Source organism: Stutzerimonas chloritidismutans (genome assembly GCF_020783375.1).
In the GTDB taxonomy this organism is placed as follows: Bacteria; Pseudomonadota; Gammaproteobacteria; order Pseudomonadales; family Pseudomonadaceae; genus Stutzerimonas; species Stutzerimonas kunmingensis.
The window spans coordinates 3,259,118-3,278,737 of record NZ_CP086067.1 but is presented as its reverse complement, the minus strand read 5'-3'; the positions used below and the strand labels follow the sequence as shown (position 1 = coordinate 3,278,737).

The following is a 19,620-nucleotide window of genomic DNA, read 5'->3' as shown; positions in this document are numbered from 1 at the left end:
GCGGGCCGGCTTGCTGCCGGCCCGATTACTCGGGTTGCTGCTCGTCCGAGGATGTGTCGTCGATGGTCCAGGCGCGTACGCTTTTCACGCGGTTATCGGCCGCTTGCAGGATTTCCAGCCGGTAGTTGCCGATCTGCAAGCAGATGCCGCTATCCGGCATGTGCTCAAGGGCCTCGGTGATGAGGCCGTTGAGCGTCTTGGGGCCGTCGCAAGGCAACTTCCACCCGAGGGCCCGGTTTACCTCGCGTATGTAGGCGGCGCCATCGATCACCAGCGTACCGTCGTCCTGCGGGTGAATATCCGGGCTGCGCAATACGTCCTGATTGCTAAACTCGCCGACGATCTCTTCGAGGATGTCCTCGAGCGTGACGATGCCGCGGACGTCGCCGTATTCGTCGACCACGATGCCGATCCGTCGCTTCTGCTTCTGGAAGTTCAGCAACTGGGTGGAAAGCGGAGTATTTTCCGGTACGAAATAGGGTTCGTTACAGGCTTCGAGCAGGCTTTCCTTGGTTAGCTGGTCATGACTGAGCAGGCGGGCAATCTGTCGCATATGGACGATGCCCTCGATCTGGTTGATGTCGTTGCGAAACACCGGCAGGCGGGTATGTGGCGTGGTGCGCAGCTGACCGATGATCGACTCCAGATCGTCATCGAGATCGATCCCGGTAACCTCGTTGCGCGGAATCATGATGTCGTCGACAGTGACCCGCTCCAGGTCGAGAATGCCGAGCAGCATGCTCTGGCGATTCAGCGGCAGGTCGGTGCCGGATTCGCGTACGACGCTGCGTAGCTCCTCGGTGGACAGGCTGTCGTTGCCCTTGTTGGACAGGTCGACGCCAAGCAGCTTGAGCAGTCCGTTGCTTACCCAGCCGAGCATGGCAACCAGAGGATAAAGCACCTTCTGCAACAGCTTCAGCGGCAGGCTGACCGGATAGGCGACAATCTCCGGGCGTAGTGCGGCCAGGGTTTTCGGCGTGATTTCGCCGAAGATCAGCAAGATGATGGTCAGGCCGATGGTGGCAATCGCGATCCCTGCTTCGCCCCATAGCTGCATCGCGAGCACGGTGGCGATGGATGAGGCCAGGATGTTGACGAAGTTGTTGCCAACCAGAATGGTGCCCAGCAGGCGGTCAGGATGGGCCAGCAGTTCGCTGGCGCGCTGCGCGCCTCGATGCCCTTCCTTGGCCTGATGCCTGAGGCGGTAGCGGTTGAGGCTGAGCATGCCGGTTTCGGAGCTGGAGAAGAATGCCGAGCACAGCAGCAGAAAGACCAGCAGTCCGACCAGAAAGCCGGGGTGTAGATTTTCCACGGGTTAGCCTGTTTGCGTCAGATGTGCAGGATGAATTCGCGGACGAGCTTGCTGCCGAAATACGCCAGCATCAGCAGGCAGAAACCGACCAGTGTCCAGCGGATGGCCTTGTAGCCACGCCAGCCAAGCTGGTGGCGCCCCCACAGCAGCAGGCCGAAGACGATCCAGGCAACCACCGAAAGGAGTGTCTTGTGGACCAGGTGCTGCGCAAAAAGGTCATCAAGAAACAGCCAGCCGGAAAGCAGTGAGGCGGACAGAAGCAGCCAACCTGCCCAGAGAAAGCCGAACAACAGGCTTTCCATTGTCTGCAGAGGCGGGAAGTTGCGGATCAGGCCCGAGGGGTGCTTGTGCTTGAGGTGATGATCCTGCAGCAGCAGCAACAAAGCCTGGAAGACCGCAATGGTCAACATGCCGTAGGCTAGGATCGACAGCAGGATATGCGCGAGTATGCCCGGCTCCTCGGCAATCGCAGGTGCAGTGCCGGATGGGGCGAACTGGGCGAAGAGTACCGTCAGGCAGCCCAGTGGAAAGAGCAGCAGCAGCAGGTTTTCCACTGGCATCCGATACAGCGCCAGTAGTATCAGCAGGATGACAGCAGCGGCAATCAGGCTTGAGGCGGTGAAGAAGTCCAAGTGCAGGCCGCTTGGTGATATCAGCTGGATGAAAAGGCTGACCCCATGGGCAAGCAGAGCGAGCAGTCCGACTGTCAGCAGCAGACGTCTGTCCGGCACGGCGCGTTGCGCCAGACGCAAACTTTGATAACCCGTGGCGCCGGCATACAGAGCCGCGGCGGCAAGGCTGGGTAGCAGAGGGTGCATAAGTTCCGGTAACGGGCTCGAAAGGTCGTGAGTGTGGCACAAAGACCCGAGGCGCAAAAGCGGTGGCCGGGTTACGGATCGTCACGGCGTGCGATGCGCCGCATGCTGCTCCATCCATCCCTGGCTTCGGGTCGCGCGGCGGCTGGCGCGGCCAGGTAAATACGAAAAGCGGTGCAGTCGGGGTACCGGCCGGACGCCCGCACCTTCTATAATCTCGCCCTTCAGCACCCCAGCGTGGAATGGCTCATGTTCGAAAACCTAACCGACCGCCTCTCACAAACGCTTCGCCACGTCACCGGCAAGGCGAAGCTGACCGAGGACAACATCAAGGACACGCTGCGTGAAGTGCGGATGGCGCTGCTCGAGGCCGACGTCGCACTGCCGGTGGTCAAGGAGTTCGTCAATCGGGTCAAGGAGCGCGCTGTTGGCACCGAGGTCTCGAAGAGCCTGACTCCGGGTCAGGCGTTCGTGAAGATCGTTCGCGCAGAGCTGGAAGAGTTGATGGGCGCGGCCAACGAGGACCTGGCGCTTCAGGTCACTCCGCCGGCCGTGGTGCTGATGGCCGGCCTGCAGGGGGCGGGCAAGACCACTACCGTAGGGAAGCTGGCGCGCTTCCTCAAAGAGCGCAAGAAGAAGAGCGTGCTGGTGGTTTCGGCTGACGTCTATCGTCCGGCTGCGATCAAGCAGCTCGAAACCCTGGCCGGCGAAGTGGGTGTGACCTTCTTCCCTTCCGATATCAGCCAGAAGCCGGTGGAGATCGCCCAGGCGGCCATCCGTGAAGCCAAGCTCAAGTTCATTGACGTGGTGCTGGTGGATACTGCCGGTCGTCTGGCCGTTGATGCCGAGATGATGGCCGAGATCCAGGCTGTACACGCCGCGATCAATCCTGCCGAAACGCTGTTCGTAGTCGATGCCATGACGGGCCAGGACGCGGCAAACACCGCCAAGGCGTTCGGCGAAGCACTGCCGCTGACCGGTGTGGTGTTGACCAAGGTGGATGGCGATGCGCGTGGTGGTGCCGCGCTTTCGGTGCGGCACGTGACCGGGAAGCCGATCAAGTTCCTCGGCATGGGCGAGAAGAGTGACGCCCTTGAACCTTTCCATCCGGATCGTATCGCCTCTCGCATCCTCGGCATGGGCGATGTGCTCAGCCTTATCGAGCAGGCCGAGCAGACCCTTGATCGCGAGAAGGCCGAGAAGCTCACCAAGAAGCTCAAGAAGGGCAAAGGGTTCGATCTCGAGGACTTCCGCGATCAGCTGCAGCAGATGAAGAACATGGGCGGCCTCGGTGGCTTGATGGACAAGCTGCCATCGATTGGTGGCGTCAACCTGTCGCAGATGGGGCATGCTCAGGGCGCAGCGGAGAAGCAGTTCATGCAGATGGAGGCGATCATCAACTCGATGACGCCTGCCGAGCGACGCAATCCTGACATCATCAGTGGATCGCGCAAGCGCCGTATCGCCATGGGGTCAGGTACCCAGGTGCAGGATATCGGCCGGCTGATCAAGCAGCATAAGCAGATGCAGAAGATGATGAAAAAGGTCACCGGCAAGGGTGGCATGACCAAGATGATGCGCGGCATGGGCGGCATGTTCCCAGGCGGCGGCATGCCGAAGTTCTAGAGAGTGTCTTGTCACGGCGCTGAGCCGCGACGTAATGCGGTCTGCAGCCTGATGCCGGGTATCGCCTGCTTCCGGCTGAGACCTTTAGTAAAAGAGTTTGCAAAATCCCCGGCATTCCTTAAAATGTGCGGCCTTTCGGGCCTAGGCCCATTTTAAGTGTGTGCCTTAAGTAAGTTAGCACCGACTACAGGAACGATGTTCACATGGTAACTATTCGTCTCGCCCGTGGCGGCTCCAAGAAGCGCCCTTTCTACCACCTGACCGTGACCAACAGCCGCAACCCGCGTGATGGTCGCTTCGTCGAGCGCATCGGTTTCTTCAACCCGATCGCCACTGGTGCGGAAGTGAAGCTTTCTGTAAACCAGGAGCGCGCTACTTACTGGCTGAGCCAGGGCGCACAGCCGTCTGAGCGCGTTGCTCAGCTGCTGAAGGAAGCTGCCAAGGCCGCTGCCTGAATCTCATGAACGCAACGTCTGCTCCGGTCGATGACCTGGTTGTCATCGGCAAGATCGTTTCGGTGCATGGCGTACGCGGTGACGTAAAGGTCTATTCCTTTACTGATCCGATCGACAACCTGCTGGGCTATCGACGCTGGACGCTGAGGCGAGGCGACGAGGTGAAGCAGGTCGAGTTGGTCAAGGGGCGCCTCCAGGGGAAGATCCTGGTGGCAACGCTGAGTGGGTTGGATGATCGCGAAGTTGCGCGTACCTACGCCGATTTCGAGATATGCATCCCGCGTAGCGAACTGCCCGCCTTGGACGACGGTGAGTACTACTGGTATCAGCTTCAGGGTTTGAAGGTCATCAATCAGGCTGGGCAGTTGCTTGGTCAGATCGATCACCTGCTTGAAACCGGAGCCAACGACGTGATGGCCGTGAAGCCTTGTGCTGAAAGCCTGGACGATCGCGAGCGTCTGCTGCCTTACACCGATCAATGCGTGTTGAAGATCGATCTGGTAGCGGGCGAGATGCAGGTCGATTGGGACGCGGATTTCTGAACGGCATGTCCGCTTTGCGCGTCGAGATCATCAGCCTTTTCCCGGATATGTTCGCAGCGATATGTGACTACGGGATTACCAGTCGTGCCGTGAAGCAGGGGTTGTTGCAGTTGAGCTGCTGGAACCCCAGAAGCTACACCGAAGACCGCCACCAAACAGTGGACGACCGCCCATTCGGCGGTGGCCCCGGCATGGTGATGAAGATCAAGCCGCTCGAGCTTGCCTTGGCTGACGCCAAACAGGCTGCGGGTGAGACGGCGAAGGTGATCTACCTCTCGCCGCAGGGGCGCCAGCTGAAACAGGCTGATGTCCGCGAGATGGCAAAAGAGGATGCGCTTATCCTGATTGCCGGTCGCTACGAAGGTATTGATGAGCGCTTCATCGAAGCGCATGTCGATGAGGAATGGTCGATTGGTGATTACGTGTTGTCCGGTGGCGAGTTGCCGGCAATGGTGCTGATCGACGCCGTGACGAGGCTGCTTCCGGGCGCCCTGGGTCATGCTGGTTCCGCCGAGGAGGATTCGTTCACCGACGGCCTGCTCGACTGTCCGCACTACACGCGCCCTGAGGTGTATGCGGGTAAATGTGTTCCTGATGTGCTGCTCAGCGGCAACCACGAACACATCCGACGCTGGCGCTTGCAGCAGTCCCTTGGAAGGACCTGGGAGCGACGCGCCGATCTTCTGGATAGCCGCTCGCTTTCTGGAGAAGAACAGAAGCTGCTGACGGAATACATCCGCCAGCGGGACGATAGTTAACGTATCGATGGCAACCCACAGGGTTGACCTTAGGAGCACAGCATGACCAACAAGATCATTCAGCAGCTCGAAGCCGAGCAGATGAACAAAGAAATCCCGCCGTTCGCGCCGGGCGACACCGTTATCGTTCAGGTGAAGGTGAAGGAAGGCGAGCGTCAGCGTCTGCAGGCCTTCGAAGGCGTCGTGATCGGCAAGCGCAACCGCGGTCTGAACAGTGCTTTCACCGTTCGCAAGATCTCCAACGGTGTAGGCGTCGAGCGTACTTTCCAGAGCTACAGCCCGATGGTCGACAGCATCAGCGTCAAGCGTCGCGGTGACGTGCGCAAGGCCAAGCTGTACTACCTCCGCGCGCTGTCCGGCAAGGCCGCCCGCATCAAGGAAAAGCTGGTCTAAGACCGCGGTTCCGCAAAAAAGCAGCCCTCGGGCTGCTTTTTTCGTTTCTAGGGCCTGCTGATTCCGGCGGAGCGAGACTTGTGCCTGCGATTGGGGCGGCGATCGGATGAAGAGATTCCGATTCGTTTGCGCTCTGGCTGCATCGGGACGCCTGTGGAAAACTGTTGCACCCCTTCTGATTGAAGCTGTCATGCCTGCACTCGACGACCCCATCATCGACCGTTACCTCGATGCGCTCTGGCTGGAAAAAGGGCTGGCGGACAATAGCCGCGAGGCCTACCGCAGCGACCTCGCATTGTTCAACGGCTGGCTGGAGGAGCGAGGCGTTCGACTTGCCACCGCCGGGCGCGAGATCATTCTCGATCACCTCGCATGGCGTCTGAACAATGGTTACAAGACGCGCTCCACGGCGCGCTTTCTGTCAGGCTTACGGGGCTTTTATCGCTACCTGTTACGCGAGGGCGAGATCGCCGTCGATCCGACCTTGCGCGTGGGTCTGCCACGGCTTGGACGTCCCTTGCCGAAAGCGCTGTCCGAAGCCGATGTAGAGGCATTGCTGGCGGCGCCAGATATTGGAGAGCCGTTAGGTCTGCGTGATCGCGCCATGCTCGAGGTGCTTTATGCCTGCGGGTTGCGGGTTACCGAGTTGATCAGCCTGACGCTCGAGCAGGTCAGCATGCGCCAGGGCGTCGTGCGAACGTTCGGTAAAGGCAATAAAGAGCGTCTTGTGCCGCTTGGCGATGAAGCTTTGCACTGGCTGGAGCGTTATCAGCGCGATGGTCGTGAACTCTTGCTCTCGGGCAAGGCCAGTGATGTGCTGTTTCCCAGTCAGCGCGGTGGCCAGATGACACGCCAGACCTTCTGGCACCGGATCAAGCTGCACGCGAAGGTCGCCGGTGTCGCCGCATCGATTTCACCGCATACCTTGCGCCACGCTTTCGCCACGCACTTGCTCAACCATGGCGCGGATCTGCGCACCGTCCAGATGTTGCTTGGTCACAGCGACCTGTCGACCACTCAGATCTACACCCACATTGCGCGAGCGCGGTTGCAGGAGTTGCATGCGGCGCACCATCCGCGCGGCTAGGGCAGAGCGCCGGCGCTGGTAGGCCGTGGTCTCGGCGGCGGCCCAGAGAAGCAGCTAGCAGTTTGTACGGCATGGCTATGATAGGCTTTGCGCCTTTCCCCGATTGTCGCTGCCAGGAGTTTCCATGGGCGTGATTCGTTTGTTCGCTGCCGCCGTTGCAGGTCTGGCCAGCGTTGTTGTAATGGCCGCCGATCCGGATCAGGCGATTCGCCAGTCTTTGCAGAAGATCCAGCCGGACATGCCCATCGAGGCTATTGCCGAGAGCCCGATGCCCGGGGTTTATCAGGTTCAGCTGGAGGGCGGGCGGCAGCTGTATGCCAGCGCTGATGGGCAGTTCGTCATCCAAGGCTATCTCTACCAGTTCAAGGATGGTCAGGCCGTCAACCTGACCGAGCAAGCTCAAAGCAAGTCGGTGGCCAAGCAGATCAACTCGATCCCGGCCAGCGAGATGGTGGTGTTCGCGCCCAAGGAACCCAAGACCCATATCACCGTATTTACCGATACTGACTGTGGCTACTGCCAGAAGCTGCACAGCGAGGTTTCGCAGTTGAACCGCCTCGGCGTTGAGGTTCGCTATGTCGCGTTTCCGCGGCAGGGCATGGGTAGCCATGGGGCCAATACCCTGACCAGCGTGTGGTGCGCCAAGGATCGCCAGGACGCCATGAACAAGGCCAAGGCGCGTGAAGATCTGCCCACAGCCAGCTGCGAGACGCCTATCGAAAAGCAGTATCAGCTTGGCCAGATGATCGGCGTCCAGGGCACGCCTGCCATCATTCTCGCCAACGGTCAGATGATTCCCGGCTACCAGCCGGCGGCCCAATTAGCAGAAGTTGCGCTCGCTGCCGAGTAATGCGTTGAGGCCATTGGTCCGATTCATTCGGGCTGATTGCCGATAGTGGAACTGGCTGGCCTGATGCGTTCAAAACCCTAAGGGTCTGAATGAGGAGGGTCGTGATGAAGCTCGAAGGTTCCTGTCACTGTCAGGCTGTGCGGTTCAGCCTTGAATCCGCGCAGCCGTATCCTTTCATGCGCTGCTACTGCTCGATCTGTCGCAAGACAGCGGGTGGCGGCGGCTACGCGATCAATCTTGGTGGTGACTATCGAAGCCTGCAGGTCGAGGGGCGGGAGCATCTTGGCGTCTACCAGGCGCATATCACCGATGCCGAGACTGGCGAGGTAAAGATCAGTGATGGTCGCCGCCACTTCTGTCGACACTGCGCCAGTGCGTTGTGGTTGTGGGATCCGAACTGGCCCGAGCTGGTGCATCCCTTCGCATCGGCGATCGACACCGATCTGCCCATCCCGCCGGAGCACACGCATTTGATGCTCGACTCCAAGGCCAGTTGGGTAGAGCCGCAAGTACAGGGGCATGATCGCTGTTTTGCCGAATACCCGGATGAGTCGCTCGCGCAATGGCATCAGCGGTTGAAACTTGACGATCGGGCGCGCCCGCCGCAAGGCGAGGCTGATTGACTAAAAGCTGCTCCCTTCGTAATGTGCGACTCTTTTGTCGACCGGCAGGTCCGGTCGTCTCGCTGTGAATGGGGAGTTCAGCTTGAAACCGGTGAAAGTTGGCATCTGTGGGCTGGGAACCGTCGGTGGCGGTACCTTCAATGTGCTCAAACGCAACGCCGAGGAGATTGCCCGCCGTGCCGGGCGCGGAATCGAGGTTGCGCAGATTGCCACCCGGCACCCGAATCCCAGGTGCGATACCGGTACGACAGCCATCACGGCGGACATCTTCGATGTCGTGAACAACCCCGAAATCGACATCGTCGTCGAGCTGATCGGCGGTTACACCCTGGCCAAGGAACTCGTCCTCAAGGCCATCGAGAATGGCAAGCATGTGGTCACCGCCAACAAGGCGCTGATCGCCGTGCATGGCAACGAAATCTTCGCCAAGGCGTGCGAGAAGGGCGTAATCGTCGCCTTCGAAGCCTCGGTCGCGGGTGGTATTCCGGTCATCAAGGCGATTCGTGAAGGCTTGGCCGGTAACCGCATCAACTGGCTGGCGGGAATCATCAACGGCACCGGCAACTTCATCCTCACCGAGATGCGTGAAAAGGGGCGCACCTTCGAGGACGTTCTCAAGGAAGCCCAGGAACTCGGCTACGCCGAGGCCGACCCGACCTTCGACGTCGAGGGCATCGATGCCGCGCACAAGCTGACGATTCTGGCGTCCATCGCTTTCGGGATCCCGCTGCAGTTCGACAAGGCTTACACCGAGGGCATCGCGCGCCTGACCACGACTGATGTGAATTACGCCGAAGCGCTGGGCTATCGCATCAAGCACCTGGGCGTCGCCCGCCGCACCGATGCTGGCATCGAACTGCGCGTTCATCCGACACTGATTCCGGCCGACCGCCTGATCGCCAACGTCAATGGCGTGATGAATGCGGTCATGGTCAATGGCGATGCCGTCGGCAGCACGCTCTACTACGGCGCCGGTGCAGGCATGGAGCCGACCGCTTCGGCAGTCGTGGCCGACCTCGTGGATGTGACCCGGGCCCTGACCACCGATCCGAACAATCGCGTGCCGCATCTGGCGTTCCAGCCCGACTCGCTGTCCGATCATCCAATTCTGCCGATCAGTGCCTGCGAGAGCGCCTACTACCTGCGCATCCAGGCCAAGGACCATCCGGGCGTGCTGGCTCAGGTGGCAACCATTCTCTCCGAGCGTGGCATCAACATCGAGTCGATCATGCAGAAGGAGGCCGAAGTCCAGGACGGTCTGGTTCCTGTGATTCTGGTGACCCATCGAGTGGTCGAGCAGCGTATCGACGATGCTATCGCTGCGTTGGAAGCCCTCGATGATGTGGCGGACAAGGTCGTGCGCATTCGCGTCGAACAGCTCAACTAACCAAGCCGCAGGCCGCAGCTGCAGGCAAGGAACAGCCTGATACCTGCAGCGCCAGCCTGCCGCTCGAACCGAAGGTTTGAACAAATGCGCTACATCAGCACTCGCGGCCAGGCGCCGGCCTTGAACTTCGAAGACGTCCTGCTGGCCGGCCTGGCCAGCGATGGCGGCCTGTACGTGCCGGAGAACCTGCCGCGGTTCACCGTGGAAGAAATTGCCTCCTGGGCCGGCCTGCCGTATCACGAGCTGGCCTTTCGGGTCATGCGCCCGTTCGTTGCCGGCAGCATTCCGGACGCCGACTTCAAGCGAATCCTCGAAGAAACCTATGGCGTCTTCGCCCATAGCGCCATCGCCCCGCTGCGTCAGCTGAACGGCAACGAGTGGGTGCTGGAGCTGTTTCACGGCCCAACCCTGGCGTTCAAGGATTTCGCCTTGCAGCTGCTCGGTCGTCTGCTCGATCACGTGCTGGCCAAGCGTGGCGAGCGCGTGGTGATCATGGGCGCCACCTCCGGTGATACCGGTTCGGCGGCCATCGAAGGCTGCAAGGCCTGCGACAACGTCGACATCTTCATCATGCACCCGCACAACCGCGTATCCGAGGTGCAGCGCCGGCAGATGACCACCATTCTCGGCGACAACATTCACAACATCGCCATCGAAGGCAACTTCGACGACTGCCAGGAGATGGTCAAGGCCAGCTTTGCGGACCAGGGTTTCCTCAAGGGCACCCGTCTGGTGGCAGTCAACTCGATCAACTGGGCGCGGATCATGGCCCAGATCGTCTACTACTTCCACGCTGCGCTGCAGCTCGGCGGTCCGGCGCGCTCCGTGGCGTTCTCGGTGCCGACCGGCAATTTCGGCGACATCTTTGCCGGCTATCTGGCGCGCAACATGGGCCTGCCGATCAACCAGTTGATCGTTGCCACCAACCGCAACGACATCCTGCATCGCTTCATGTCCGGCAACCGCTACGACAAGGACACCCTGCACGCGTCGCTGTCGCCGTCGATGGACATCATGGTGTCGTCGAACTTCGAGCGTCTGCTGTTCGACCTGCATGGTCGCAATGGCAAGGCCGTGGCCGAACTGCTGGATGGTTTCCGTGCCAGCGGCAAGCTGTCGGTGGAAGAGGAACGCTGGGCCGAAGCGCGCAAGCTGTTCGATTCGCTGGCCGTGGATGACGGGCAGACCTGCGCCACCATCGCTCAGGTCTTCAAGGAAACCGGCGAGGTGCTCGATCCGCATACGGCCATCGGCGTGCATGCCGCACGCGAATGCCGTCGCAGCCTGAGCGTCCCGATGGTGACACTGGGCACCGCGCACCCGGTGAAATTCCCGGATGCGGTGGAGAAGGCGGGTATTGGCCAGGCACTTGCCCTGCCGGCGCACCTGGCTGATCTGTTCGAACGCAGCGAGCGTTGCACGGTGCTGCCGAACGAACTGAAGGCCGTTCAAGCCTTCGTTGGCCAGCACGGCAACCGGGGCAAGCCGCTGTAACGCTGCGGTAATACAAAAAAGGCCAGTCGCATGACTGGCCTTTTTTCGTTTACAGCGTCGATTTCGACTGCTGGCGTTCCGAAGCGGGCCTTCGCCCCGATGCCCCGTATCCCGGACGTTACTCGTCGAACTCTTCCCAACCGCCCATTTCCCGCCAACGATTGACGATGCCGCAGAACAGCTCGGCAGTCTTCTCGGTGTCGTACCGGGCCGAGTGCGCCTCGCGGCCGTCGAAGTCGATCCCGGCGGCCTGGCAGGCCTTGGCCAGCACGGTCTGACCGTAGGCAAGGCCAGCGAGGGTGGCGGTGTCGAAGCTGGAGAAGGGGTGGAACGGGTTGCGCTTGATCTCGCAACGAGCGATCGCTGCGTTGAGAAAGCCCAGATCGAAGCTGCTGTTATGACCGACCAGAATCGCGCGCTTGCAGCCGGCGGATTTCACCGCCTTGCGCACGCTGCGAAAGATATCGGTCAGCGCCTGCGATTCGGGCACGGCCATGCGCAGCGGATGGTCGAGCTTGATGCCGGTGAACTCCAGCGCGGCTGCCTCGATGTTGGCGCCAGCGAAAGGCTCCACGCGGTAGAACAAGGTGTCCTGCGGGTACAGCAGGCCTTGCTCGTCCATGCCGATGGTCACGGCCGCAATTTCCAGCAGCGCATCCGTTGCGCTGTTGAAGCCGCCGCACTCGACATCGATCACCACTGGCAGGAAACCACGGAAACGCCGCGCCATCGGCGAGCGGGGTTTGCCCGGCAGGTGCTCTTCGAGCTCGTCTTCGAAGTGTTCTTCGCTCATGCGTTCGTCTCCAGACGCCAGTGCAGTCGTTCCCCGGCACGCAGCGGCACGACGACCTGCTCACCGAATGGCAGATTGGCCGGCACGTTCCACGCCTCGCGCACCAGGGTGATCTGCGTGGTGTTGCGCGGCAGACCGTAGAAATCCGGACCGAAGTGACTGGCAAAGGGTTCCAGTTTGTCCAGCGCCTGCCGCTGCTCGAAGGCTTCGGCGTACAGCTCGATGGCCGCATGCGCGGTATAGCACCCAGCACAACCGCAGGCAGCTTCCTTGGCGTGCTGTGCGTGGGGGGCCGAGTCGGTGCCGAGGAAGAACTTCGGGTTGCCGCTGGTGGCGGCATCCAGCAGGGCTTCCTGGTGAACGTTGCGCTTGAGCACCGGCAGGCAGAAAAGGTGAGGACGAATGCCGCCGACCAGCATGTGGTTGCGGTTGTACAGCAGGTGGTGCGCGGTGATGGTGGCGCCGACGTTGGTGCCTGCCGCCTGGACGAACTGCACGGCGTCACGGGTGGTGATGTGCTCGAACACCACTTTGAGGGTTGGGAAGCGCGCGGTGACGCGACTCAACTGCTCGTCGATGAAGTGCTTCTCGCGATCGAAGATATCGATCTCGCTGCGCGTGACCTCGCCGTGGACCAGCAAAGGCAGGCCGACCTCGGCCATGGTTTCCAGCACACCGAAGATGTTGTCGATCGCGGTTACGCCGGAAGCGGAGTTGGTGGTCGCGCCTGCCGGATATAGCTTGGCGGCATGCACGAAGCCGCTGGCCTTGGCCTGGCGGATATCGTCGGAACTGGTGCTGTCGGTGAGATAGAGCACCATCAATGGCGTGAAATCACTGCCGGCCGGCCGAGCCGCCAGGATGCGCTGGCGATAGGCTTCGGCCTCGTCGGCATTGCGTACCGGTGGCACCAGGTTCGGCATGATGATGGCGCGGGCGAACTGGCGAGCAGCATCCGCGACGGTGTGAGGCAGGGCGGCGCCGTCGCGCAGGTGGATGTGCCAGTCGTCGGGGCGCAGCAGGGTGAGTCGGTCGGACATGCAGGGGTTTCCAGGCGGGTGAAACGTGCGCGAATGCTACCGGAAAAGCCCGGAGACGGCATCTTGCCTTCGTCTGCCAGGCTTGGGCACTGACCGTGACACGCTCAAGTTTGCCGGTCGGGCACCGATACCTAGAAGGAATACGCATCCTCTCGGAGTTCATCGTGCGCCTGCGCCCCCTCGTACTGTTGTGCCTGCTCGCTTCACCGGCCAACGCCCTGACATTCCAGACGCGGCTGGAACGGGTGCAATGGCAAGTGGAGGGCGATCAGTTCGAGTGCCGACTGACCCAGCCCATCGCCGGTTTCGGCAGCGGCGAGTTCGTCAGGCGTGCCGGCGAACAGGCGGTCTTTCGTCTGCACTCGCCGGAGCGCTGGCTTGGCGCCGGCTCGGCGACACTGCTTGCCGCAGCGGCGCCTTGGCAACCGTCGCGCAGTGATATCAATCTCGGCGTGGTCACCGTGAGTGGTGGCGATATTCCGTTCAACAGCACCCAGCTACAGGCCGGGCGCCTGCTCAGCGGCCTGCTCGAAGGGCGTAGTCCGGTGGTTCGGCATCGCACCATGCACGGCGGCGATACCCTGGAGATTCGCCTGTTGCCGGCGCGCTTCGGCAAGGCTTACGAGGACTACCGCGCCTGTACGGCCAAGCTGCTGCCAGTCAATTTCGATCAGGTGCGCCAGTCGCAGATCGGTTTCCCGAGCAGCGATGTGGTGCTGGACGCTCAGGGGCGCGCCAGGCTCGATGTCGTTCTGCAGTACATGCGCGCCGATCCCAGTGTGAATCGCATCGAACTGGATGGCCACTCGGACAACAGCGGCAATCGCCTGCTCAATCGGGATCTGTCGCGCCGTCGCGCACTGGCGGTTCAGGAGTATCTGGTCGCCAACGGCATAGCGCTGGAGCAGATCAACCTGCGCTTCCATGGCGAGCGCTATCCGCTGGTGGCCAACAGCAGCGAGGCCAATCGTGCGAAGAATCGGCGTGTCACCTTGCGCCTGGCGCGAGAAGCGGCGCCTCCTGCGCCCTCGGCTCCCGCCGCCCCGTCGTCTTGATTGCCGCGGCAGCGGCGCGCCCCTGTAAAAGCCAGCCCATGACCGGTAGAATCGCAGGCTTTCCGTACAACCCGTGGAGCTGATGGCATGGCGGACGTTAAGAAGGTAGTTCTGGCCTATTCCGGTGGCCTGGACACCTCGGTGATTCTGAAGTGGCTGCAAGACACCTATAACTGTGAAGTGGTGACCTTCACCGCCGACCTCGGCCAGGGCGAAGAAGTCGAGCCAGCGCGCACCAAGGCGCAGGCTCTGGGCGTCAAGGAAATCTACATCGACGACCTGCGCGAAGAGTTCGTGCGCGACTTCGTCTTCCCCATGTTCCGTGCCAACACCGTTTACGAAGGCGAGTACCTGCTGGGTACCTCCATCGCCCGTCCGCTGATCGCCAAGCGCCTGATCGAGATCGCCAACGAGACTGGTGCCGATGCCATCTCCCACGGTGCCACCGGCAAGGGTAACGACCAGGTGCGCTTCGAGCTGGGCGCCTATGCGCTGAAGCCGGGCGTCAAGGTGATCGCTCCCTGGCGCGAGTGGGATCTGCTGTCGCGCGAGAAGCTGATGGACTACGCCGAGAAGCATGCCATCCCGATCGAGCGCCACGGCAAGAAGAAGTCGCCTTACTCCATGGATGCCAACCTGCTGCACATCTCCTACGAGGGCGGTGTGCTGGAAGACACCTGGACCGAGCACGAAGAAGACATGTGGCGCTGGACCAAGTCGCCGGAAGCGGCGCCGGACACCCCCACCTACATCGAACTGACCTACCGCAAGGGCGACATCGTCGCCATCGATGGCAAGGACATGACTCCAGCTCAGGTCCTGGCCGAGCTGAACCGCATCGGCGGCGAAAATGGCATCGGCCGCCTCGACATCGTCGAGAACCGCTATGTCGGCATGAAGTCCCGCGGCTGCTATGAGACGCCCGGCGGCACCATCATGCTCAAGGCCCACCGCGCAATCGAGTCGATCACCCTCGACCGCGAGGTCGCGCACCTGAAAGACGAGCTGATGCCCAAGTACGCCAGCCTGATCTACAACGGCTACTGGTGGAGTCCCGAGCGCAGCATGCTGCAGCAGATGATCGACGCTTCCCAGGTCAACGTGAACGGCGTCGTGCGCCTGAAGCTGTACAAGGGCAACGTCATCGTCGTCGGCCGCAAGTCCGACGATTCGCTGTTCGACGCCAACATTGCGACCTTCGAAGAGGATGGCGGCGCCTACAACCAGGCGGACGCCGGCGGCTTCATCAAGCTCAACGCCCTGCGCATGCGCATCGCTGCCGGCAAGGGCCGCACCCAGTTCTGATAAGCTGGCGCGCCTGAGCAAACCGACCCCGGCCATGTGCCGGGGTTGTACTTTCTGCACTGCCACAAGCGCTGCCGAACGAGGAGACCTGAATCATGAGACTGCTGCATACCATGCTGCGTGTCGGCGATATGGAAAAGTCCATCGCCTTCTACACCGAAGTGCTGGGCATGACCCTGCTGCGCCGCAAAGACTATCCGGACGGCAAATTCACGCTCGCCTTCGTCGGTTACGGCGACGAGGCGCACAACAGCGTCATCGAGCTGACCCACAACTGGGGGGTCGAGACCTACGAGCTGGGTAATGGCTACGGCCACATCGCCCTGGAAGTGGAAGATGTCTACAAGGCCTGCGAGGACATCCGCGCCCGTGGCGGCAAGATCACCCGGGAGCCGGGGCCGATGATGCACGGTTCGAGCATTCTGGCCTTCGTTGAAGACCCGGATGGCTACAAGATAGAACTGTTATCGCCGAAGCGCGCTGACTGATCGGTAGATATGAAAAAGCCCCTTTCGGGGCTTTTTCTTTTATAGATCGAAGTCGAAGTCGTTCAACTGTTTCTGCAGGCGGCGTTCCTCCAGCAGGTTGTCGATGATTCGGCGCTTGGTCAGATTGGTCTTGGCGACCTCGACGGGAGCTTCGCTGCTCTCATCGTCATCTTCGGCGATGAAATCGTCTTCGATCTGAATGTCTTCTTTCTCGGCCACTTGTTCACTCCAAGGCTACGGGGCGCTCTTGGCGCACCTTATAGCCGCAAATCGGGAGCCGGTAAAAAAGTTTTTTTCAATCGCGATGCAAGCTTTTCGCTAGCGCGCTCAATCGTCCGAAGTCTTGTGCCTGTATTCGCAGAGATCCTCGATCCGACAGCTGCCGCATAGTGGTTTGCGCGCCTTGCAGACATAGCGTCCGTGCAGGATCAGCCAGTGGTGTGCGTCGAGCAGATAATCCTTCGGTACGAAACGAATCAGCTTGCGTTCGACCTCCAGAACGTTCTTGCCTGGGGCGATGCCGGTGCGGTTGCTGACCCGGAAGATGTGCGTGTCCACCGCCATGGTGAATTGGCGGAATGCCGTGTTCAGTACCACGTTGGCGGTCTTGCGACCCACCCCGGGGAGGGCTTCCAGATCCTCGCGATTGTCCGGCACCTGGCCGCCATGCTTCTCGATCAGGATGCGACAGGTCTCGATGACGTTCTTCGCCTTGCTCGGATACAGGCCGATGGTGCGGATGTACTCGCACAGGCCGTCGTAGCCGAGGGCGTAGATCGCCTCCGGGGTGTTGGCCACGGGGTAGAGCCTGGCAGTGGCCTTGTTCACGCCGACATCGGTGGCCTGGGCCGAGAGGATCACGGCGATCAGCAGCTCGAAGGGCGTGCTGTAGGCCAGCTCGGTCTTCGGCTCGGGGTTGTCTTCATGCAAGCGCCGGAAGATTTCCCGACGTTTTTCGGCATTCATCGGAACGGGCTCACTCGATCACACCGGTTACGCGTACGCGGCGGCTGGTGGCCGGCGCAGCGGGCTGGGTGGCGCGGGCACGTTCGGCAAGCTGCTGGTCGATCCGGTTCTTCAGCGCAATCAGCAGGCCGAGCACGATGAAGGCACCAGGCGGCAGAATCGCCAACAGGAAGCCCTTGTAGTCGCTGAACAGAGTGATCTGCCAGTCAGCGGCGATCGTGCCGAACAGCAGGTGCATGTTGGCGAACAGCGCACCGGTGCCGAACAGTTCGCGCAGGCCGCCGAGCACCACCAGAACCAGACAGAAGCCGATGCCCATGACCAGGCCGTCGAAGCCTGCGATCAGCGGATTGTGTTTGGCGGCGAACCCGTCGGCGCGTCCAAGGATGACGCAGTTGGTGGTGATCAGCGGGATGAAGATGCCGAGGATCTGGTACAGCTCGTAGGTGAAGGCCTGCATCAGTAGCTCAATGCAGGTGGTCAGCGCGGCGATGATCATCACGAATGCCGGCAGACGCACCGCGGTGTTGACCACGCCGCGCACCAGCGATACGCCGATGTTCGAACAGGTCAGCACCAGCATCGTCGCCAGGCCGAGTCCGAGTGCGTTGACCGCCGAGTTGCTGACGCCGAGCAGCGGACAGAGCCCGAGCAGCTGGACCAGCGCCGGGTTGTTCTTCCACAGTCCGTTGACGGTCAGTTCGCGATAGCTAGGTGCGCTCATGGCTGATCCCCTTGCGGCTCGGCTTCAGGCTCGTTGGTTTGCAGCTCGTCGCGGGTGGCGGCACTTCCGGCGCGTGAGTGGACGGTGGCTCCGGCGGGCTCGGTGCGGCTTTCCAAGGCGTCGCCAACTGCCCCGGTCGTCTCGCCGCCGGTTGCTAGCAGCTCGGCCTTGTGCGCATCGAAGTACTGCAAGGCGCGGTGCACGGCGCCGACCACGGCGCGGGGGGTGATGGTGGCGCCGGCGAACTGGTCGAACTCGCCGCGATCCTTCTTCACTGCCCAGCCTTCGGCCTCGGGGCTGCTCAGCGACTTGCCTTCGAAACTGCGAATCCAAGGACTTTTCGCCAGTTCGATCTTGTCGCCGAGTCCTGGCGTTTCACGATGGCCGATGACGCGGACACCGGCGACCCGGCCGTCGGCGTGGATGCCCACCAGCAGGTGAATCGCGCCGCTGTAGCCATCCGGCGCGATGGCCTGGAGGATCACGGCGCTTGGCCGGCCATCCTTGATGGCGACATAAGCGGGCAGAGGGCTCTTGTTGCCGAGCAAGCGGTCCTGGATCGGCACGCTGTCGTCGAGCAGGTGATTGTCATAACTGCCTGCGGGCAGAATTTCACCCAGTGCGCGAACCTGTGCGGCGCGTTCGGCGGCCTGGATGCGTTCGGCGGTTCCCTGCTGAAGCAGCGTCACCGCGCCTACGGTGACAATTGCGAACAGGCCCAGCACCGCGGCGTTCTTCAGCATGGAACGGCTGATTTCCGGAAGCATCATGTCATTCGCCCAGCTTGAAGCCGCGCTCGGCCTTGCGGTGGCCGTAGGTGCGCGGGCGGGTGTAGTAATCGATAGTGGGTGCCGCCAGGTTCATCAGCAATACGCCGAAGGCCACGCCATCCGGATAGCCGCCCCAGGCGCGGATGACGTAGACCAGAATGCCGACGCCAACACCGAAGATGAGACGCCCGAGCGGGCTGGTGGCGCTGCTGACCGGATCGGTGACGATGAAGAACGCGCCGAGCATGGTGGCGCCGCTGAGCAGATGGAACAGCGGCGAGCCGTTGCTATCGGAGCCCGAGCCATTCCAGAACACCAGGCTCATCACCACCAGCGCGGCGAGCATGCCCACTGGCGCATGCCAGCTGAACAGCCTTTTGTGCAGCAGGAACAGGCCGCCGGCCAGGAAAGCCAGGTTCACCACCTCCGAACCGATACCGCCAAAGTGGCCGAACGCCGGATTGCTCCACAGCTCGTCGATGGTCAGGCTTTTGTTCACCTTCAGTACGTCGAGGGCCGTGGCCTGGGTCCAGCCATCGGGCAGCGAGGCGATCCCGAGGATGTGCTGCAGGCCGGCACCCAGCCCGACGCTGTGCGGCACAGGCCAGGTTGTCATTTCGACCGGGAAGGAAATCAGCACCACCACATAGCCGATCATCGCCGGGTTGAAGGGGTTCTGGCCGAGGCCGCCATACAGCTGTTTGCCGAAGACCACCGCGCAACCAGTGGCAATCAGTGTCAGCCACCAGGGTGAGTAGGGCGGCAGCGCGAGGGCCAGCAACACAGCGGTAACCAGCACGCTGCCATCGCGGAGAAAGAAGCCTACCGGACGCTGGCGCAGCTTCAGAATCGCTGCTTCGAAACCAAGAGCGGCCGCGCAGGCCCAGGCCATGTTGATCAACGTACCGGCGCCGTAAAGCCAGGTCAGCACGATCACGCCGGGCAGGGTAGCCGCGAGCACCAGCAGCATGACGCGCTGGGTACGGCTGGGGCCCTTGGCATGGGGCGAAGTGATGCGGGGCAGGGCCATTGGCTCTCCGGTTCTAACGCGTTGACTGGGTGCAGGCTGGGGAGCCTACGCCTTGTGTCCGTTCTATGTGTTGGTGTTTCACCCAGGCGACGAAGGTTGCTGCCGTG

The 19,620-nt window shown here is 61.6% G+C and carries 22 protein-coding genes; 13 read left to right on the top strand and 9 right to left on the bottom strand.

Going from position 1 to position 19,620, the window contains the following annotated elements; genetic code table 11:
* Positions 1-25: 25 nt before the first annotated feature.
* Positions 26-1,312: an HlyC/CorC family transporter gene (locus tag LLJ08_RS15235; RefSeq protein ID WP_014821243.1), complete on the bottom strand. Its 1,287-nt coding sequence runs from the start codon at positions 1,310-1,312 to the stop codon at positions 26-28.
* A gap of 17 nt (positions 1,313-1,329) precedes the next feature.
* Positions 1,330-2,130, bottom strand: coding sequence for a cytochrome C assembly family protein (locus tag LLJ08_RS15230; RefSeq protein ID WP_228207393.1), 801 nt, complete (start codon positions 2,128-2,130; stop codon positions 1,330-1,332).
* 246 nt (positions 2,131-2,376) lie between these two features.
* Between LLJ08_RS15230 and ffh the strand changes: the two genes are divergently transcribed.
* From ffh to thrC, 10 genes are all read left to right on the top strand, one after another.
* On the top strand, positions 2,377-3,753 hold the full coding sequence (gene ffh, locus LLJ08_RS15225; protein WP_014821241.1) for a signal recognition particle protein: 1,377 nt from the start codon (positions 2,377-2,379) through the stop codon (positions 3,751-3,753).
* A 203-nt stretch (positions 3,754-3,956) separates the two neighbouring features.
* Positions 3,957-4,208, top strand: coding sequence for a 30S ribosomal protein S16 (gene rpsP / locus LLJ08_RS15220; RefSeq protein ID WP_003293628.1), 252 nt, complete (start codon positions 3,957-3,959; stop codon positions 4,206-4,208).
* Between the two features lie 5 nt (positions 4,209-4,213).
* On the top strand, positions 4,214-4,750 hold the full coding sequence (gene rimM / locus LLJ08_RS15215; RefSeq protein WP_228207392.1) for a ribosome maturation factor RimM: 537 nt from the start codon (positions 4,214-4,216) through the stop codon (positions 4,748-4,750).
* Positions 4,751-4,755: 5 nt separating this feature from the next.
* Positions 4,756-5,508 carry a tRNA (guanosine(37)-N1)-methyltransferase TrmD gene (gene trmD / locus LLJ08_RS15210; RefSeq protein WP_228207391.1) on the top strand — a complete coding sequence of 251 codons (753 nt, stop codon included), beginning with the start codon at positions 4,756-4,758 and terminating at the stop codon, positions 5,506-5,508.
* Between the two features lie 42 nt (positions 5,509-5,550).
* A complete protein-coding gene (gene rplS / locus LLJ08_RS15205) occupies positions 5,551-5,901 on the top strand; it encodes a 50S ribosomal protein L19 (RefSeq protein WP_003303444.1) in 351 nt (116 codons plus the stop codon).
* Positions 5,902-6,091: 190 nt separating this feature from the next.
* A complete protein-coding gene (gene xerD / locus LLJ08_RS15200) occupies positions 6,092-6,988 on the top strand; it encodes a site-specific tyrosine recombinase XerD (protein WP_228207390.1) in 897 nt (298 codons plus the stop codon).
* A gap of 124 nt (positions 6,989-7,112) precedes the next feature.
* Positions 7,113-7,838 carry a thioredoxin fold domain-containing protein gene (locus LLJ08_RS15195; RefSeq protein WP_023444747.1) on the top strand — a complete coding sequence of 242 codons (726 nt, stop codon included), beginning with the start codon at positions 7,113-7,115 and terminating at the stop codon, positions 7,836-7,838.
* A 104-nt stretch (positions 7,839-7,942) separates the two neighbouring features.
* Positions 7,943-8,461, top strand: a complete 519-nt coding sequence (locus LLJ08_RS15190) for a GFA family protein (protein ID WP_045666546.1) — start codon at positions 7,943-7,945, stop codon at positions 8,459-8,461.
* Positions 8,462-8,543: 82 nt separating this feature from the next.
* A complete protein-coding gene (locus LLJ08_RS15185; protein WP_228207389.1) occupies positions 8,544-9,848 on the top strand; it encodes a homoserine dehydrogenase in 1,305 nt (434 codons plus the stop codon).
* An 84-nt stretch (positions 9,849-9,932) separates the two neighbouring features.
* On the top strand, positions 9,933-11,342 hold the full coding sequence (gene thrC, locus LLJ08_RS15180; RefSeq protein WP_228207388.1) for a threonine synthase: 1,410 nt from the start codon (positions 9,933-9,935) through the stop codon (positions 11,340-11,342).
* A gap of 118 nt (positions 11,343-11,460) precedes the next feature.
* On the opposite strand, the gene rnt is transcribed toward thrC, so the two are convergent.
* The gene (gene rnt, locus LLJ08_RS15175) at positions 11,461-12,135 is read right to left on the bottom strand and encodes a ribonuclease T (protein WP_023444744.1); all 675 of its coding nucleotides are present in this window, start codon (positions 12,133-12,135) and stop codon (positions 11,461-11,463) included.
* Complete coding sequence (gene pyrC / locus LLJ08_RS15170) at positions 12,132-13,175, bottom strand: dihydroorotase (protein ID WP_221102897.1); 1,044 nt, start codon at positions 13,173-13,175, stop codon at positions 12,132-12,134. Before pyrC ends, rnt begins: the two co-directional genes overlap by 4 nt.
* A 164-nt stretch (positions 13,176-13,339) precedes the next feature.
* Here pyrC and LLJ08_RS15165 point away from each other — a divergent pair, with 164 nt between their 5' ends.
* The 3 genes from LLJ08_RS15165 to gloA all read left to right on the top strand — a co-directional run bounded on the left by LLJ08_RS15165 (position 13,340) and on the right by gloA (position 16,023).
* Entirely contained in the window at positions 13,340-14,230 is an 891-nt protein-coding gene (locus LLJ08_RS15165) for a flagellar protein MotY (RefSeq protein WP_228207387.1), read from the top strand.
* An 87-nt stretch (positions 14,231-14,317) separates the two neighbouring features.
* Entirely contained in the window at positions 14,318-15,535 is a 1,218-nt protein-coding gene (locus LLJ08_RS15160) for an argininosuccinate synthase (RefSeq protein WP_041014740.1), read from the top strand.
* Positions 15,536-15,630: 95 nt separating this feature from the next.
* The gene (gloA, locus tag LLJ08_RS15155) at positions 15,631-16,023 is read left to right on the top strand and encodes a lactoylglutathione lyase (RefSeq protein ID WP_003282968.1); all 393 of its coding nucleotides are present in this window, start codon (positions 15,631-15,633) and stop codon (positions 16,021-16,023) included.
* 39 nt (positions 16,024-16,062) lie between these two features.
* Here the strand turns inward: gloA and LLJ08_RS15150 are convergent, their stop codons facing one another.
* The 5 genes from LLJ08_RS15150 to LLJ08_RS15130 form a co-directional block, all read right to left on the bottom strand.
* Positions 16,063-16,242, bottom strand: coding sequence for a PA3496 family putative envelope integrity protein (locus tag LLJ08_RS15150; protein WP_003282969.1), 180 nt, complete (start codon positions 16,240-16,242; stop codon positions 16,063-16,065).
* A 108-nt stretch (positions 16,243-16,350) separates the two neighbouring features.
* A complete protein-coding gene (nth, locus tag LLJ08_RS15145; RefSeq protein WP_014819502.1) occupies positions 16,351-16,989 on the bottom strand; it encodes an endonuclease III in 639 nt (212 codons plus the stop codon).
* A gap of 10 nt (positions 16,990-16,999) precedes the next feature.
* Positions 17,000-17,713 (bottom strand): electron transport complex subunit E, encoded by a 714-nt coding sequence (locus tag LLJ08_RS15140; protein ID WP_228207386.1) that lies wholly within the window; start codon positions 17,711-17,713, stop codon positions 17,000-17,002.
* Positions 17,710-18,483: an electron transport complex subunit RsxG gene (gene rsxG, locus LLJ08_RS15135; protein ID WP_023444739.1), complete on the bottom strand. Its 774-nt coding sequence runs from the start codon at positions 18,481-18,483 to the stop codon at positions 17,710-17,712. The genes LLJ08_RS15140 and rsxG overlap by 4 nt, the downstream gene beginning before the upstream one ends.
* A 1-nt stretch (position 18,484) precedes the next feature.
* The gene (locus LLJ08_RS15130; protein ID WP_042926734.1) at positions 18,485-19,513 is read right to left on the bottom strand and encodes an RnfABCDGE type electron transport complex subunit D; all 1,029 of its coding nucleotides are present in this window, start codon (positions 19,511-19,513) and stop codon (positions 18,485-18,487) included.
* Positions 19,514-19,620: the final 107 nt, after the last annotated feature.